Source organism: Candidatus Erwinia haradaeae (genome assembly GCF_900698855.1).
Classification (GTDB): Bacteria; Pseudomonadota; Gammaproteobacteria; order Enterobacterales; family Enterobacteriaceae; genus Erwinia_E; species Erwinia_E haradaeae_F.
This window is the reverse complement of the sequence record NZ_LR217698.1, coordinates 252,654-271,707: the sequence shown is the minus strand read 5'-3', so window position 1 is coordinate 271,707 and position 19,054 is coordinate 252,654. Positions and strand designations below refer to the sequence as shown.

Annotated in this window: 9 protein-coding genes and 1 tRNA gene; 8 read left to right on the top strand and 2 right to left on the bottom strand. The window is 28.8% G+C overall.

What is annotated here, in order from left to right; all coding sequences use genetic code 11:
• Position 1 precedes the first annotated feature (1 nt).
• Positions 2-1,924 (bottom strand): molecular chaperone DnaK, encoded by a 1,923-nt coding sequence (gene dnaK, locus HACICURT3053_RS00785; protein WP_157991867.1) that lies wholly within the window; start codon positions 1,922-1,924, stop codon positions 2-4.
• Positions 1,925-3,529: 1,605 nt separating this feature from the next.
• Between dnaK and HACICURT3053_RS00780 the strand changes: the two genes are divergently transcribed.
• The 8 genes from HACICURT3053_RS00780 to yfaE all read left to right on the top strand — a co-directional run bounded on the left by HACICURT3053_RS00780 (position 3,530) and on the right by yfaE (position 16,550).
• Positions 3,530-3,603 (top strand) — tRNA-Pro (locus HACICURT3053_RS00780).
• A gap of 1,808 nt (positions 3,604-5,411) precedes the next feature.
• The gene (waaA, locus tag HACICURT3053_RS00775) at positions 5,412-6,731 is read left to right on the top strand and encodes a lipid IV(A) 3-deoxy-D-manno-octulosonic acid transferase (protein WP_174233918.1); all 1,320 of its coding nucleotides are present in this window, start codon (positions 5,412-5,414) and stop codon (positions 6,729-6,731) included.
• A complete protein-coding gene (locus HACICURT3053_RS00770; RefSeq protein ID WP_157991865.1) occupies positions 6,691-7,473 on the top strand; it encodes a glycosyltransferase family 2 protein in 783 nt (260 codons plus the stop codon). Before waaA ends, HACICURT3053_RS00770 begins: the two co-directional genes overlap by 41 nt.
• A complete protein-coding gene (gene coaD / locus HACICURT3053_RS00765; protein WP_157991864.1) occupies positions 7,463-7,945 on the top strand; it encodes a pantetheine-phosphate adenylyltransferase in 483 nt (160 codons plus the stop codon). The genes HACICURT3053_RS00770 and coaD overlap by 11 nt, the downstream gene beginning before the upstream one ends.
• Before the next feature lie 1,618 nt (positions 7,946-9,563).
• Positions 9,564-10,970, top strand: coding sequence for an NADP-dependent phosphogluconate dehydrogenase (gene gndA, locus HACICURT3053_RS00760; RefSeq protein WP_157991863.1), 1,407 nt, complete (start codon positions 9,564-9,566; stop codon positions 10,968-10,970).
• A 1,829-nt stretch (positions 10,971-12,799) separates the two neighbouring features.
• Positions 12,800-15,085, top strand: a complete 2,286-nt coding sequence (gene nrdA, locus HACICURT3053_RS00755; RefSeq protein WP_157991862.1) for a class 1a ribonucleoside-diphosphate reductase subunit alpha — start codon at positions 12,800-12,802, stop codon at positions 15,083-15,085.
• A 55-nt stretch (positions 15,086-15,140) separates the two neighbouring features.
• A complete protein-coding gene (gene nrdB / locus HACICURT3053_RS00750) occupies positions 15,141-16,274 on the top strand; it encodes a class Ia ribonucleoside-diphosphate reductase subunit beta (RefSeq protein ID WP_157991861.1) in 1,134 nt (377 codons plus the stop codon).
• A 15-nt stretch (positions 16,275-16,289) separates the two neighbouring features.
• On the top strand, positions 16,290-16,550 hold the full coding sequence (gene yfaE / locus HACICURT3053_RS00745) for a class I ribonucleotide reductase maintenance protein YfaE (protein WP_232037541.1): 261 nt from the start codon (positions 16,290-16,292) through the stop codon (positions 16,548-16,550).
• A 1,010-nt stretch (positions 16,551-17,560) separates the two neighbouring features.
• Here the strand turns inward: yfaE and HACICURT3053_RS00740 are convergent.
• Positions 17,561-17,980, bottom strand: coding sequence for a ZapG family protein (locus HACICURT3053_RS00740; protein ID WP_157991859.1), 420 nt, complete (start codon positions 17,978-17,980; stop codon positions 17,561-17,563).
• Between the last annotated feature and the right edge of the window lie 1,074 nt (positions 17,981-19,054).

Sequence of the window (19,054 nt, the reverse complement as noted above, 5' to 3'; positions counted from 1 at the left end):
ATCAAGTGCGATTATTTTTATTATCTTTCACTTCTTCAAATTCAGCGTCGACAACATTCTCATCTTTTTTTATATTTTCAGTAGAATCAGATGAACCACTAGTTCCACTCGGTTTTTTAGCACACTCTGTTAATTTATCAGAGGCCTCTAATAATAATTTCATACTAGACTCAATAGCTGATTTATCTTCACCTTTCAACGCATTTTGTAAAGAATTTAAAATTGATTCAATAGTATTTTTATCGTCTTTATTAAGTTTATCACCTGATTCGTTCATCTGCTTACGAACACTATGAACAATTTGATCACCCTGATTACGAACCTGAACTAATTCTTCAAATTTACGATCTGATTCAGCGTTAGTTTCTGCATCTCGTACCATTTTTTCAATTTCATTATCATTTAGACCTGAAGACGCCTTAATAGTAATCTTTTGTTCTTTACCACTCTTTTTATCTTTAGCGGATACATGTAAAATGCCGTCTGCATCAATATCGAAAGTAACCTCAATTTGCGGCATACCACGCGGAGCGTTCTGAATACCATCAAGATTAAATTGTCCAAGAGATTTGTTATCTATAGCCCGTTTTCTTTCACCTTGAACTACGTGAATGGTTACAGCAGATTGATTATCTTCAGCTGTAGAAAATATTTGACTATGCTTAGTTGGAATTGTAGTATTTTTAGAAATAAGCGAAGTCATTACTCCACCCATAGTCTCAATGCCCAGTGATAATGGGGTCACATCTAAAAGTAAGACATCTTTAACTTCACCAGCAAGAACTCCACCCTGAACAGCAGCTCCAACTGCTACTGCTTCATCCGGATTCACATCTTTACGCGGCTCCTTGCCAAAAAACTTAGCTACTTTAGCCTGTACCATTGGCATTCGAGTTTGTCCTCCAACTAAAATCACATCATTAATATCAGACACCGAAAGATCAGCATCTTTTAGAGCAACTTTTAAAGGAGAAATAGAACGCAAAATTAGATCTTCAACTAAAGATTCTAATTTTGCACGAGTAACTTTGATATTTAAATGCTTCGGACCAGTAGAATCTGCTGTAATATACGGCAAATTAACATCGGTTTGTTGAGCTGAAGATAACTCAATCTTTGCTTTTTCAGCAGCTTCTTTTAAACGTTGCATCGCTAATGGATCATTATGAAGATTAATACCTTGATCCTTTTTGAACTCAGATACAAGATAGTTAATCATACGACTGTCAAAATCTTCACCCCCTAAGTGAGTATCTCCGTTCGTAGCCAGAACTTCAAATGTTTTTTCTCCATCCACTTCATCAATTTCAATGATAGAAATATCAAACGTACCACCACCTAAATCATAAACTGCAATTGTACGATTGCCTTTGTTTTTATCTAAACCATAAGCTAATGCTGCTGCAGTAGGTTCATTAATAATTCGTTTGACATCTAAACCCGCAATACGTCCAGCATCTTTAGTAGCCTGACGCTGCGCGTCATTAAAATAAGCCGGAACAGTAATTACAGCTTCATTTACCGATTCACCTAAATAATCTTCAGCAGTTTTCTTCATTTTTTTTAAAACTTCAGCTGAAATCTGTGGCGGAGCAATATGCTTTCCTTTAATGTCTAACCATGCGTCACCATTATCGGATGAAACAATTTTGAATGGCATAATTTTAATATCACACTGCACTTCATCGTCTTGAAATCGACGACCAATCAATCGTTTAATTGCAAATAAAGTATTTTTTGGATTAGTTATTGCCTGACGCTTAGCAGGTTGACCAACTAAAATTTCCCCATCCTGGGCATAAGCGATGACAGAAGGCGTGGTTCGATCTCCTTCTGCATTCTCTACTACACGTGCCTGACCTCCATCCATAATGGCAATACATGAGTTTGTCGTACCCAAGTCAATACCAATTATCTTACCCATTTAGACATCTCCACTTTAATAAATAATTTATATAAAATCATCTTATAAAGCGTAAATGCGGGCATTTTTTATAGTTTCAACTCTAAGTCGTGCGTTTTTCTTAGTTGTAACATTGATACACACAGTATGATCAAGTTTTACAAAGTATCCATAAGTATATGGTATATATCATTGTTTGATAATGCATTATCAATATTTTTGACATAAGATATAATCTTCAATTAGATACAAACTAATTATAAATCACCAGATTTCAACTACATTTTTTTGGCAATAAACTTCAGATAAAAAACACATAGCCTCTATCTCCAAATAAATAATAAAGAAGCTCGATGCATCGATCACAACGAAGCTATATCATCATTTATTCTAATATAATTCTTCTGAATAAATTGCTTTATCGGTTTTAAAATATAAAAACTAATAACTCCTAACAGTATTTATAATAAAATATAAAATACTTCCATAACAATAAATATTCGTAAATATAAATAACTAATGTACAGGAAAATGAGACACTAATTTTTTTCTATAAGTATCAATAATCAATCTTCTTTTAAATCCTATCTAAATAAATCAATAAAATATAATATTTAGACCGTTAATTAATAAATTACTATTAATCTACAATCTTACAAATCATCAAGAAGATTATACCTTTACTCATCAATTATTGAAAATATTTAATTTTTAACTAACTAATTATAGATATAATACTGATCTCTTTTGATCTTATTAGAAATTTAAAAGAAAAAGATAACAATTAAATCAATCCCATAACATTTCCTGGCCCAAAATAAAAAACTAAACCTCAAAAAACCGATCATTATCTAATCAAGGTTTTTATTTTAATAAACGAATTCCAAAATATGTATTAAAGTACTCAAGATATCACAACCATTCTTTTAAATATATTAAAACATATTCTAAAAAAAATTAATCTATACATATAATATTGAATATTATTTTCAACCTTAGTGATTTATTAATACATGTTTATTGTTAAAAAGAAATTACCTCATATTATGATAAACCTCAATATAACTAACATATTCTATTGGAGAATACATAACATCTATTTATTACTTTAAAAAAATCTTCTGAATCATATGAGTTTTCAAACCCCAAAATAGACAAGAAACCAATGAAAATATATTATTTAACCAATTGATGGATATTTTCTAACCCTAAATTCATATATTCTTACCATAATTAGAAAACCACAGTTATTTCTTAAAAATAACTAAAAAATACTATTAGTTTCATCTTTGAACACTAGAGGATATATAAATATTAATTTTTAAAAATAGTTTTATTTCTTGATAGCCTACTGCATTCTTAATGCATAGATTATAGAGAGATAATAGAAATTAATGACAGATAAATCACAATTTCTCATATCATGCGATCGTTTAAATTATCATTTATACGCTGATAATACTCATATAACATTGCTTTGCTTAGTATATTCCAAATATATTACGACCCCTTACATACAGGATTTGCATGAAAAACCTCATTTGTTTCTAAATTCGAAGAATATTACATTAAAAAGTCTTATTTAAATTATTTGCATTTAAATTTTTGAAAAGTAAAATAACATTACGGCACGTGGCGCAGCTTGGTAGCGCACCGTCATGGGGTGTCGGGGATCAGAGGTTCAAATCCTCTCGTGCCGAAAAAATCAAACAACCCCATCTCATTAATCATTCCACGCTTAATTTAAAATAAAAAATTAAACACATTATTCTCATATACTACTAAATTAATTGACATTATCTTATATATCTTCAAATCACATACAATAAAAATACACTCTAGTTATTAAACTAATTAACGGTTAATGATGCGCTAATTAAAAAATTATTAGAATAACAACTAAAAAACATTACATCTAAGAAAAATTAATCACTATAATACCCAATTATAAAAAACTATAATACCTATCCTCTATAATTATATCCTTGATATAAAGTTAAAAATAATGTATATTTACAGATAAATCACTTACACATCTATTATATAAAAAATATCTTTATTATCATTTATTAATCAATAAAATAAATAATAATTCTATTTTCTTACGATATTCTGCTTTAAAAAATCATTCATATCATCTAACCTGTAAGGTACAATTAAATTCTATTGTCAAAAAACAAAAAATACGTATATCTTAAATTATGTAAACTTACATATGATTAAATACCTTATCAATATTTAAAGTTAAACATTAAAAAATTTAATATTAATTAATTATATTCCGAGCCTTACAAAAAAATAAAATAAGTAATATTGTCCTTGTTATTCATGCAATTCATATTACATCCTAAGTAACTATCCTGTTGTTAATTAATTCTCACTTCTTTTGCATTCTATCAGTGCACATTATGTAATTAACGTATCTCTTACAAATACTAAAAATTTATTTGAATTTCTATGATATTTTAAGTAAAAACCTTTTTCCAAAAAATATTAGTGAGATGAAAAATATTTTATCAGTTATTAAAAATAAATATTTATAAAATATAATTATTTATAAACTATAATATAGTACCATACTAAGATTTTTATCTGACCTATTCTTCTAATTACCAACAAATTATTAGTGCCATAGTAGAAAGAATAATAAAAACTAATATACTTTAATCTTAACAAATCATAGTATTCATAGTATCTTTCTTAATAAATATCTCAAAATAAAATCCCACTGTTAAACTTATTTAGTCTAAAAAACTTCGACTTACATATAAACTCATACTCGTAATAAAAGGAATGGTTTATTAGAAAAATAAAAAATTAAAAATAGAGTTAAAAATAAGATATAATATACATGCACTTACCCGAATTAAAGATTTATTACTCAATATTTTTATTAAAAAATAAAATATAAATCATTTTTTATATTCTATGATTGTAATAACTTATGAAGTATAAGAGATTAAAATAAATATAAAATATTATTCATTATCTGTGAATATTATACTAAATCATACATGTTATACATAACCAATAATATTTTAGTCCATAATTGAACCACTATGATACTTCTCAAAGACACATATCATATCTATCTAAAACTAACAACAACATCATAATTCACTATATTAATGGACAAATTAAGATGTAATGATAAAAATCATAGTAATCATGAAAATATCGTCTAGAAATACTACAGATTTCAATATCATCATATATAAGAAATGAACTATATTTTTAATAGAAACAAGTAAGAACAGACATTCAATCAAATCAATTATTTTATAATAACTCACTCTGATTTCTTATCTTTACCACATTCTACCTTGCAGACTCTTTAGAAATCTGTCAGTATTCGTGAAAAATAGATAAGTTTAACTTAAATATCCATAAAACACATGACAACACGAGAATATTCAATATTTTTATATCTTTATTTACCTAATTCAATATTTTCTTAAATTATCAATAATACTTAGATTACGCTCTTTCTTTAATATAAAAAAATAAAATCATGCTTTTTCTTTACACAATTTTACTATATCTATTGCAACCTATAATCTGGTTACGTCTCTGGTGTCTCAGTTATAAAAACATTAGATATCGAGAACGCTGGCCTGAGCGTTATGGGTTTTCTATTAAAACAATTCAACCACATGGCATACATCTACATGCTGTTTCAGTTGGAGAAACATTAGCAATACTACCTCTCATCCAATCCCTACGTTATAATTATCCAAATCTACCTATTGTTTTGACCACTATGACACCTACAGGATCAGAATTGGCTCGAACCATAGTAGATCATAGGATACATCATGTATACCTACCGTATGACCTGCCTGGATCCATGAAACGTTTTTTCAAACAAACATGCCCTAAATTAGTTATTATCATGGAAAAAGAGCTATGGCCTAATATGATCTCTCTTTTATACAATCAAAATATTCCATTAATAATAGTTAATGCTAGATTATCAGAACGCTCTGCCTGTTCTTATAAAAGAATTAGTATCTTTATGAAACCTTTACTTCAGCGTATCGCCTTAATCGCAGCACAATCTCATGAAGATGGAGAGCGTTTTATTAAACTTGGAGTAGACAAAAATAAAATAATAATCACTGGAAACCTAAAATTCGATATATCCATCACATCAGAAATGAAAAAAAAATCTAATAGATTACGTCATCAATGGACATTCAGTCGACCGAAATGGATTGCAGCTAGCACCCATCATGGAGAAGAAAAGATTATCTTAGAGACACATCAGAAACTATTAAAAGACTTTCCTGACCTATTATTAATTCTAGCACCTCGCCATCCTTCACGTTGCCAAAAAATATGTTATTTAACGAAAAAATATAACCTAAATTATATACTACGTAGTAGTAATTTGGTTCCTTCTGCTAAAATTCAGGTGGTAATTATTGATACAATAGGTGAACTTATGTTGCTATATGGCATTTCCGATCTAGCGTTTGTTGGTGGAAGCTTAGTAAAGCATGGTGGTCATAATCCATTAGAACCTGCGTCACATTCTATCCCAATACTCATGGGGCCCTACACTTTTAACTTTAAAAATATTTGTGAAAGAATTAAAAAAAATAATGGTCTTATTACCGTAAGTAGTACTAGTTCCTTAACTAAATCAATTATTATGCTTCTTATCCATGAAAATTTACGCGTTTATTATGGCTCTCAAGCACAACGCATATTAAAAAATAACCAAGGAACTCGACAACAACTACTACAGATCCTTAAACCCTTTCTCCCACCGCAACACAATTACTATGAAAATACGACAAAAAATTTCCGTAGTCATAATTACTAGAAACTCAGCTGAATTTCTGCCTGAATGCCTAGAATCAGTTAATTGGGCAGATGAAATTATTATACTTGACTTTAATAGTACTGACCAAACTCGAAACATAGCTTGTCAATATGGAGCTATCGTTTATAGAACTAATTCATGGAATGGTTACGGTAAACAACGACAAATAGCACAGAGCTATGCACAAAATTCTATGATTTTAATGATTGACAGTGATGAGCGCGTAACAAATAATTTAAAAAATTCAATCCAAAACATACTAAAAGAACCAGAAACAGACACAGTCTATCTTCTCTCACGCTCTAACCTGTTTCTAGGGCGATTTATGCGCCATGGGGGCTGGTATCCAGATCGAGTAATACGTCTATATCCACGTCATTTTCAATATAATAGCAATCTAGTACATGAAGCCTTATACGCGCCAAAAACGAAGATTAAATTACTAGATGGAGACCTATTGCATATAACCTGCAGTGATTTTTATTCCTTTCAATTGAAACAGTTATCCCATGCCAAAGCATGGGCTATACAGAGTAATCAAAATGGAAAAAATAGCAATGTTATACGTATTTTCTTATACACTATCTGGACTTTTATACAGACATTATTAATACGTGCAAGTTTTTTAGATGGTACGAAAGGATGGATATTAGCAATGGTAAATTCTCAGTATACTTTTAATAAATACACAACCTTATGGACTCTAAATCGCTCTACAAAGAAAAAACTACATGAGAAATAAAGCAATATACCCTGGAACGTTTGATCCGATAACTAATGGACATATAAATATCATCACACGTGCAACACTAATATTTAGCAAAATAATCCTTGCCATTACCACCAATCCCAGTAAAAATCCAATGTTTTCTATTGAAAAACGCGTAGGATTTGCTCAAGAAGCAGTTGCACATTTAAAAAATGTAAAAATAATTAGGTTTAGTGGTTTATTAATACACCTTGCTCAAAAACAAAAAACTAACGTACTCATTCGAGGCCTACGCAACGTATCGGATTTTGAAAAAGAAACCCAAAGATACCACATGAATAAACATTTAAACCCTAAATTAGAAATTATATTCCTTATTGCTACAGAACAATCCACCTATCTCTCTTCTTCATTAATCAAAGAAATAGCACACAACGGTGGTAATATTGAGTCACTCCTTCCCGCATCCGCATGCAAAGCACTTACCAATGTATATAAATCATAATTTTTTAACACAAAAATAAAACAAATAAAAAAATAAAATACTTAAATATAATAATCACATTATCCATAAATGATAATTAAAAATCACTATGCGTTGCGGTAACATCTGATTTATTTAGAAAAATTCGATCATAGATAAAAACCATCTCATTAGAGAACATATAATAAGCTCTTGTTTTTATTAACATAATGTAAACATCACTCAAATAAAAAATATCCAGAATAAGATTTATAACTCAATCATCACACATTAAAAAATTTTCTAATATACTAATAATTAGAGTTATTACTAATGATAGTAATAACTCCACAATTTATATTAACTCCACAATTTACATGAAGAAGAAATCAAGTAGTTAAATTAAAATAATAAAATAATATAGATAACAATTTTAAATTAACTTTATATATCTATATTAGCTATAATAATATTATAGCTTGTCCTACTTCTTAATATCTGAGTTTCTATCATTAAAACATTTAACTAAGTATAATACTTATATACAAGATTCTATAAATCTTTTCTAAATAATTATCATTATAGAAAACAGATGATATCTACATTAAGTCGAAATAATAAATTCAAAATAATAAATATTAATGTCAAACACTCATTTTCCTTGCTCTCTATCAAACTCTATCAAAACGATAACTATCTAACCTAGCTTATCAACTAACAACCATTAGAGTATTTAAGAGTAAAGATCACACTAGTATCATTTAATCTATGTCTTTTTAATAATAATTTTGAGTGATAAAATCTCACTATATCTCACTCTAGATATTAAGCACTAATCTTAAATACGCTAAAAATAGTAATAAAATAAAATTTTAGAACATGTTAGATAGTCAAAGAAAATAAATAAACCAACCATTCCTGATTAATCATAACCAATAAGATGATATGACTTATTCTAATTCAAATCCTCTACTTTTCCTTTAATATAGAAATTACCAGACTGTAATATCATACAATTAATCTTCAATATTAATCATACCCAAAAATTAACCAAAAAAATAACATAATAAACGGTGTTGATTATACATTAAAAATCTAATTATAAATCTATATATCTTTATCACATTATCCTGATTAAAAAAAATAACAAAATTCATTATACACGTTAATAGCGATATTTATATAATAATATATAAAATTTTATATTTTTAAAACTCAATTTAAATAAGAATCATTACTATTCAAAACCACATGAATAATATAAAATACATTATATGATATGATAGAATCATTGGTGATGAGAACAATAAATCGATCTCTAACCCTATCGTAAAAAATAGGAAAATTTTCTATTAAATCAACATCTACCATATTAAAAATAATGACCTTTAATGACTACAATAATTAATTAAAGTGATCATCTATCCTAACCAAAGCATTATCATCTCTTTTAACTATAATAGCTATATATCTCTCTAAAAAAATCTACAGTAATACAAATTATTAACTAAAACTAACTATAACTTGGTATTTACCATTAACCTATATATAAATGAGTAGTCTAATAACACTCCACTGAGCTTATATATAACATATCAATTATATTGATTTTCATCCACGAGGTCCCATCCAAAAATTATTGCATTTAGAGGAAAATAGAATGCCAAAGCAACAAATCGGTATTGTAGGTATGGCAGTAATGGGGCGTAATCTAGCTCTAAATCTAGAAAACCGAGGCTATTCAGTTTCTATATTCAATCGTACTACTGCAAAAACCAACGAAATTCTGATAGAAAACCCCGATAAAAATCTCATTCCATTTTATAAAATTAAAGAATTTGTAAATTCATTAGAAAAACCACGTCGTATTTTACTAATGGTAAAAGCTGGTCAAGCAACTGATAAAACAATATCGATAATTGCGCAATATCTTGAACACGGAGACATCTTAATTGATGGTGGAAACTCTTACTATAAAGATACCATACGTCGCAATAAAGAGTTATCTAGCCATGGATTCAATTTTATCGGAACTGGTGTTTCAGGTGGCGAAGAAGGAGCTCTAAAAGGCCCGTCTTTTATGCCTGGAGGTCAAAAAGACGCATATGAACTTATTGCTCCAATTTTTAGTAAAATTGCAGCAGTATTCCAGGGAGAAGCCTGTATTTCTTACATCGGACCAAACGGTTCTGGGCATTATGTTAAAATGATACATAATGGTATTGAATATGGCGATATGCAACTAATTTCTGAAGCCTATTTTCTTTTAAAATACGCATTACAGATGAATAATGATATTATTGCAGAAATTTTCAAAAAATGGAACGACGGAGAGCTAAATAGCTACTTAATTGACATCACATCAAAAATCTTTACTAAAAAAAATATAGAAGGAAATTATCTAATTGACTTAATCTTAGATGAAGCTGAAAACAAAGGAACAGGACAGTGGGCTAGTCAAAGCGCATTAGATCTTAATGAACCTCTTTCATTAATTACCCAATCAGTATTCGCCCGCTATATATCATCACTCAAAACAACACGAATGAAAGCATCTAAAATTCTATCTGGCCCTAAATGTAAAATATTTAGGGGTGATAAAAAAAAGTTCATTGAACAAATACGTCGCGCGCTATATCTTGGCAAGATTATTTCTTACTCACAAGGTTTTGCTCAATTAAAAGCTGCATCAAAAAAATATCAATGGAATCTTAACTATGGAGACATTTCTAAAATATTCCGCGCTGGTTGTATCATTCGCTCTCAATTTCTAGAGCAAATCACTCAATCCTATACTTTTAATCCAGAGCTGATTAATTTATTATTCACACCTTACTTCAGTAATATCGCTTCTCAATACCAAATGGATTTAAGAAAAATCACCTCTTATGCAGTACAAAACGGAATACCGGTACCAACATTTTCTTCTGCTATTTCCTACTATGATAGTTATCGTTCAGAAAATCTACCTGCAAATTTAATCCAAGCACAACGCGACTATTTCGGATCACATACTTACAAGCGTATTGATAAAGAAGGCCTTTTCCACACTAAGTGGACCCAATAATTATCCACTATCTCTTATGTTTAAGGCTTCTCATGAAAGAAGCCTTAAACATAAGTCTATATAAAATAGAAATAAAAAAATTAAGATCTCTTATTAACTTTTTAGTAAAATAAGAATTTTTATACAAATAGTAATTAATAGAATCAGATGCTATCAATAACATATAGACTCTGAAATATATAAAATAAAATAATTTATAATACATTTTATACTTAAAATATTAATATAACTTCAAATCTACAATTAATTTTACAAAATTTGATAAACCTGCTTATAATCATTTATTGGGACTAAAATCATCTTCTATTTACTTTTAACTCATAGGAAAATAAATTCCTTAATCAATTTTTATAGATTTCTACTCAAGAAATCTATTCTAAAAAAATTAAATTACATGATTAAAGTCCATTACTTCATTATTTATAGATCTTCATAAATATCTTAATCAATCTACGTAATTCAATCATTATTAATATCTCATTATTCATTAAAACGTAACAAATAACTAAATCCATAGTCATCAAACTCTCCAACTAGTTCAAGAAGTGTAATTCTCTAACTAGCGTATTGTTGCTTTCCGGTGATAAACCATAACTAAGCTTTATAATTTTTTAATCTATAAATACAGATTTTCACTAAATATAAAATTGGAATTTTTTACCAGACTTACATGAATACTAATGTGATCTTTTATGAATTAATTTCATCTTTAGAAATTTGATGACAATAGAATCACTACGTGATGAAACTATTATAGATATAAATATGCCATTCAACAATAATGCAAATTAATAAAAATATACAGAAAAGATGAAATATAAATTTACTTTATTTTAAATAAATCTTGTTTTATTAATATCCTCAAGTAATTAAGATCATCATAAAACATCTATAATTTATATCACGAAGAGGTCAAACCTAATTATAACATAAAGGTCATAAAACAATATTGATCATCTTATCAATAAAAATTATTGTAATATATAACATCAATATCTATCTAGAAATAAAACATAGACAGATTATCACATTATACCTAATAACTTATGATAAAAAACTTACTACTCACACAGACTCATCTGAATTTGATATACTAACCTGTTCGGGTTAATCAAATACCCCTCCAAAACGATAAAAATATATATTGATTCTTATAGATCCTAGTTCATCATAAGAATGATGTCTCTCTATTTTCTATAAATATCAATCTAATATATTTCTTATATAATATCTATATAAGTCACAATTTCAATATAAAAATTATAAGTTGGAGCAATAAAAAATAAAATAACATGTAAAAAAATACACTCTATAATCTTGAAATAGATTGTTAACCTTTTCTGTTAAAAAACCAAGATTATGAAAATCTTCATATATTTGATTCATAACTATATGCAATAAATTTAAAATCATATAAGACAGCAAATAAAAAATATATTTATTTATTAGACTGTTTTTAAGAAAAACTTAAAAATATCAGTATGGTTGAATCATATTTCTATTTATAGATAGATAAGTAATAAATTCTAATTCAGTTAATAATCAACCCTTTAAAATCTAAAAAAGAAACCCGAATACAAAGATAAAATAAAAATTATTTACTTTCTAGCATAACTGAAAAGAGAGAAAAATGAACTTAAAAACCGATTTATTATATGCTTCTATGCACTCCTGAAATCACAATTTATTAACTAAATAGAAACCATTAGAATAATACATGTATTATTACCATTTACCCTACCGCTATATTTGTGTTGATATGTAGAATTGCATACAAAATATATATTTTAAAACACGAGGATTATTTATTAAAACAGGTAAAAATTGACATGAATCAAAGTCTATTTGTCACTAAACGCAATGGCCGCGCTGAATGCATTGATCTCGATAAAATACATCGTGTGCTCAACTGGGCATCCAAAGGTCTAAAAAACGTCTCCGTTTCACAAGTGGAACTTTGTTCGCGTATTCAATTCTATGAAGGCATTCGAACGTTTGATATTCATGAAACTATTATCAAGTCAGCAGCCGACTTAATCTCAAGAGATGCACCTGATTATCAATATATGGCTGCACGATTAGCTATCTTTCATTTAAGAAAAAAAGCTTATGGAAAATTTAAGCCTCCTACACTTATAAATCAAGTTACACGCATGGTAGCTATGGGGAAATATGATAAACACCTCATAACGGATTATAGCACTGAAGAATTTGAAAAAATGGATAGTTTTATTGATCACTGGAGAGATATGAATTTCTCCTACGCCGCAGTCAAACAACTAGAAGGAAAATATCTAGTTCAAAACCGTGTGACCGGTGATATCTATGAAAGCGCTCAGTTTCTATATATCTTAGTGTCTGCATGTCTATTTTCTAAATATCCAACCAAAACTCGCCTTAACTATATCAAACGATTTTATGATGCAATTTCAACTTTTAAAATCTCTTTGCCTACACCTATTATGTCGGGAGTTCGAACACCAACACGTCAATTTAGTTCCTGTGTATTAATTGAATGTGGTGATAGTCTTGATTCAATTAACGCCACCTCCAGTGCAATTGTTAAATATGTCTCTCAGCGCGCTGGTATTGGTATTAATGCGGGTCGTATTCGTGCTTTAGGAAGTCCTATTCGTGGCGGTGAAGCCTTTCATACTGGTTGCATTCCTTTTTATAAATATTTTCAAAGCGCGGTAAAATCCTGCTCTCAAGGAGGAGTTCGCGGAGGAGCCGCTACCTTATTCTTTCCTTTATGGCATAGAGAAATTGAAAGTCTTCTAGTTTTAAAAAATAACCGCGGTGTCGAAGAGAATCGAGTCCGACACATGGATTATGGTGTGCAATTAAATAAAATGATGTACCAGAGATTACTTAAAGGAGAAGATATCACTCTATTTAGTACATCAGATGTACCTGGTCTATATGATGCATTTTTTGCAAACCAGGAAGAGTTTGAGCGACTATACACACAATATGAACAAGACCCAAATATTTATAAACAAAAAATAAAAGCTATTACTTTATTTTCCTTAATGATGCAAGAGCGTGCATCAACTGGTCGGATTTATATTCAAAATGTTGATCATTGTAATACTCATAGCCCATTTAATCCTGTTCTTGCACCTATTCGTCAATCTAATCTATGTCTTGAAATCACTCTCCCTACTAAACCAATGCAAAATATTAACGATGAAAATGGAGAAATTGCACTTTGCACCCTGTCTGCATTTAATCTTGGTGTTATTGACAGTTTAGATGATCTTCAAGAACTAGCAAGATTAGCTGTGCGTGCACTTGATGCGCTAATTGACTATCAAGATTATCCTATCCCAGCAGCTAGAAAAGGGGCCATAGGAAGACGTACTCTAGGAATTGGCGTAATTAACTATGCATACTATTTAGCAAAAAACAATGTACGCTATTCTGATAATAGCGCCAATATCTTAACACATCAGGTTTTTGAGGCAATACAGTATTGGCTTCTTAAAGCATCTAATGAGCTAGCAATTGAAAAAGGTGCTTGTCCATGGTTTTCCGAAACCACCTACTCTCAAGGCATTATGCCAATTGATACATACAAAAAAGATTTAGATACAATATGCAATACCCCTCTCCTTCTTGACTGGGAAAGACTCCGAAAGTCTGTAAAAAAATATGGTCTACGTAACTCTACGTTGTCAGCGCTAATGCCAACCGAAACATCTTCACAAATTTCTAATGCTTCCAATGGAATTGAACCACCTCGAGGACATATCAGCATTAAAGCGTCAAAAGATGGTATACTTCGTCAAGTAGTACCAGAATATACGCGGCTAAAAAATCAATACGAATTACTATGGGATATACCAGATAACAACGGATATTTACAACTAGTTGGCCTCATGCAAAAGTTCATTGACCAATCTATTTCTTCAAACACACATTACGATCCAAAACGTTTTACAGGTGGTAAAATTCCAATGAGACAACTTCTAAAGGACCTGTTAACTGCTTATAAATTTGGAATTAAAACACTGTATTATCACAACACTCATGATGGATCAGATGCTTCTCAAGATTCAACTATCCCAATAGATCCAAACGAAGAGTGCGAAAGCGGGTCCTGTAAAATTTAACTATTACTCAAAGCTTTTGCAAAAGGATGCTTACTTAATGTTGTTGGAATAAAATATGGCCTATACAATTTTTTCACAAAAAAATAATAATCAACTACTAGAACCAATGTTCTTTGGTCAATCAGTAAATATTTCACGATTTGACCAACAGAAATATAATATTTTTGAAAAACTAATTGAAAAACAACTCTCCTTCTTCTGGAGACCAGAAGAAATTGACGTATCACGAGATCGAATTGACTATCAGTCACTTCCTCAGCATGAAAAACATATATTTATTAGTAATTTAAAGTACCAAACATTACTGGATTCTATTCAGGGCCGTAGCCCAAATATCGCTTTATTACCACTTATATCTATTCCAGAATTAGAAACGTGGGTAGAAACCTGGTCGTTTTCAGAAACCATTCATTCACGTTCTTATACACATATTATCCGTAATATTGTTAATAATCCTGCAATTATTTTTGAAGACATTGTTACACACAAGGAAATTTTATCTCGAACTAAGGATATATCTAGATATTATGATAATCTTATCTTTATGACTCATTCCTGGCTCCTTTTAGGCGAAGGAATTCATAAATTAACGAACAGTACAACTATTACAGTAAACCTAAGAAAACTAAAAAAACAACTATACTTGTGTCTAATGAATGTAAATGTACTTGAGGCTATTCGCTTCTACGTCAGCTTTGCTTGCTCTTTTGCTTTTGCTGAACGCGAACTTATGGAGGGTAATGCAAAAATTATCAAACTTATTGCTCGTGATGAAGCTCTACATGTTACTGGTACACAACATATTCTCAACCTTCTACATAGCGGTTTAGATGATCCAGATATGGTAGAAATAGCAACAGAATGCAAAAAAGAATGCTATAATCTTTTTCTACTGGCTGTTAGGCAAGAAAAAAAATGGGCAGAGTATTTATTTAAAAATGGCTCAATAATTGGTTTAAATAAAGAGATTCTCTGGCAATATATTGAATATATTACTAATATTCGCATGCATGCAGTAGGACTCCGCCAGCCATTTCAAATACGATCTAATCCTATTCCATGGATTAACTCCTGGCTAGCCTCAGATAACGTTCAGGTCGCGCCTCAAGAAGCAGAAGTTAGTTCTTACCTAGTTGGTCAAATTGACTCTGAAGTAAATACAGATGATCTTATCGATTTCCAGTTATAACTAATGACGCCTTGCATGATTATCATTCGCCCTTCTGGTACAGAAATACAATACTATAATTTATATGACACGCTTTTAAGCATTATAGAATCATATCACATATATATCGAATATCAGTGTCGTGCAGGATATTGCGGTTGTTGTCGAACTCGTCTCTTAAAGGGGACAGTCACCTATAATATATTACCATTAACTTGTATTAAACCAGGTGAAATTTTACCCTGTTTATGTTATGTTCACAGTGATATTGAAATTGAACTATATGGTTCAATGTAAATTACATTGATATCTAATAAATATACATAAATACATCATACGATTTTTAATTAATATCACAAAACAATACTCTTGATATTTTAAGAAATCTTCTCTAAAAGACTCAATATTTAAATAAAATAATATTGTACTTATCATTATCTTTTTCAGTGTTTTAATTACTTCAATCAATTCAATTTTCTCATATGACATTCATAACATATTAAAGAATTAGTATAATCTAATACCATCTAATTCAATTATATCAAAGATTTATATTACTTTACAAAGGATGATCACCATAGATCATTTAAGCATAATTTTCAAAACCAAACATAGTCAGACATGTAAAGATCTATGCAATAATTATACATCAGTGTAATATCTGTGCGAAAGAAGAAAAATGAACACCCATATGAAATTTAAAATATGAAATATACATTCATCTCTCCACATACAACATTTATCTCAAACGGTTTTAGATATTCAGTAATCCTAGATGCGCTTGAAGTTTTAAACAATATTAAATTTTTTAAATCAAAAAAATTACTTGACAATACTAAAAATATAACATTGTAATATATAATGGTATTACTATATGAAAATAGTAATATAAATAATCTTCTCTGAAGAGATATACATTAGAATTTATTTTATAGTTTTAAAAATGATTATAATATTATTTAGTATAGTAATTTATAAACACTCGTACTACCTATTAAATTTTATACAAAACAACTCTAGTAATCAGGATTTAATCGCAAGAAGAAAGCATTAATCAAATTAATTTTACTATGATTTGTCAAATGTAAATAAATGTAAATTTAACCAATGTAATTACTATTACATAACATGTTAATATTATTATTTTAAATAAATAATGAGAACCAAACTCTTTCTTTCTTTATATAATATAATGCATCTCTTTATGGTATAATACATCTCTAATAATATTCTATATTCAATAAAACTACCTGTTTAAATGAGACAATATAGAAAATAAAAAATCTAATATAATTAATCATACCGATCTATTTACTTAATGGAGTATAAAATGGTGGCTTTGAGAATAAATTTTTAGACTCTTCCGGATAATCCCGTGGAAAATTGATGGGAATTTGATTTTTATCTAGTTCCGATTCAGATAGATCATATCTATATAAACTTTTGGAATTTACTAGATGAGACAATAAAATATTAGATCCATTCTTTATATGTTGATGTAATTTCTGATGATCACACTCTAGAGTGTCTAATAAATTTACAGTCTGTGCTAAATAACTGCGGAACTCCTCTTGATATCTCATCATTTCTACTTGACTTTTCTTTAATTTATCTTCTAATTTTTTTTTCTCATATAAACTACGACCACCAAAACACATTGCAAAAACCCCGATAATTATTCCAATTACTAATCCAGAAACTACTAGCTCCCACATCATTACACTCATAATCCACTAATCCTTTTTGTAATATCTTTATTCATATAAACTCTATTTTTTACAACTAACCTAGATCTCTAAATCCAATAACATTAATTAAGATAAAGAAAAACCTTATAGTAACTCAATTTAAAGTACATAGATACAATGAACCAAATAACTATATAATTCGTAACACCGTAATTAAACCGATATCGAATTAATCATTATTACCTTCTCTATGTACTAGATGTGTTATTCAACAAACGAAATATTAATGGATAAAAAATATACAACTTAGAACCCTTACATTACAAAATCATTTTCGACAATTATATCCATATCTATTAAAAAATAATCAATATAGATTACTTATAGTCTATTACATAATTACCGATTAAAATATGTTAACGTAAATATACATATCCTTGTTTATTAAAAATAATAAATCACTTATTCTATTAACAATCAACATATGATAAATAATAATAAAATACACTATCCTTAATATACTTAACTTGTATTTTCTATATTTTAAAACATTCTAGCTGACTAATCTCCCTACAATCTTATTTGTTTTCTAATCAGAAAAATATGAGACACTTTGATTAAACATCATAATAATAGAAAATATTGTTTGTATGCTATCCAGACAAATTCTACTCATTATTATCATTATAAATATCAGAAAATTAATCATTATTCCACCGCTTCATAAGAATAAGCACAGACGCTATATGAGTCTTATCGAAAGACAAACTAAAAACCAAAATTAATTTAATAGATAGACACTCATTAGATGAAAATAATTTTTAACTTCTTTTCTTTACTGAATCTTCAATAAAATGTTACAGGCTTTCTATTCTTAAATACTTTACTAATATCAATCTCTATTCAAAAGACAATCTAAGAAATATCTAATTATAAATTTTCTAAATAACTTCTTTGTATATAAAAACAATGTGTGTTAAGTTATGGTAAATCTTACTCTAATAACATAAAACCTTTTGAAAAGATTTTATTGTTTTAATCATGCATTAATCGTAAAAATTTAAAAAAATTCTATATCTAGAACTGAATATATCAATCTAAAAACATATCGTA

What these genes read in the sequence shown, in the direction of transcription:
- dnaK (WP_157991867.1), bottom strand. Translation starts at nt 1,924, where the DNA reads ATGGGTAAGATAATTGGTATTGACTTGGGTACGACAAACTCATGTATT.
- nrdA (WP_157991862.1), top strand. Translation starts at nt 12,800, where the DNA reads ATGAATCAAAGTCTATTTGTCACTAAACGCAATGGCCGCGCTGAATGC.
- nrdB (WP_157991861.1), top strand. Translation starts at nt 15,141, where the DNA reads ATGGCCTATACAATTTTTTCACAAAAAAATAATAATCAACTACTAGAA.
- HACICURT3053_RS00740 (WP_157991859.1), bottom strand. Translation starts at nt 17,980, where the DNA reads ATGAGTGTAATGATGTGGGAGCTAGTAGTTTCTGGATTAGTAATTGGA.
- yfaE (WP_232037541.1), top strand. Translation starts at nt 16,290, where the DNA reads ATGATTATCATTCGCCCTTCTGGTACAGAAATACAATACTATAATTTA.
- coaD (WP_157991864.1), top strand. Translation starts at nt 7,463, where the DNA reads ATGAGAAATAAAGCAATATACCCTGGAACGTTTGATCCGATAACTAAT.
- HACICURT3053_RS00770 (WP_157991865.1), top strand. Translation starts at nt 6,691, where the DNA reads ATGAAAATACGACAAAAAATTTCCGTAGTCATAATTACTAGAAACTCA.
- gndA (WP_157991863.1), top strand. Translation starts at nt 9,564, where the DNA reads ATGCCAAAGCAACAAATCGGTATTGTAGGTATGGCAGTAATGGGGCGT.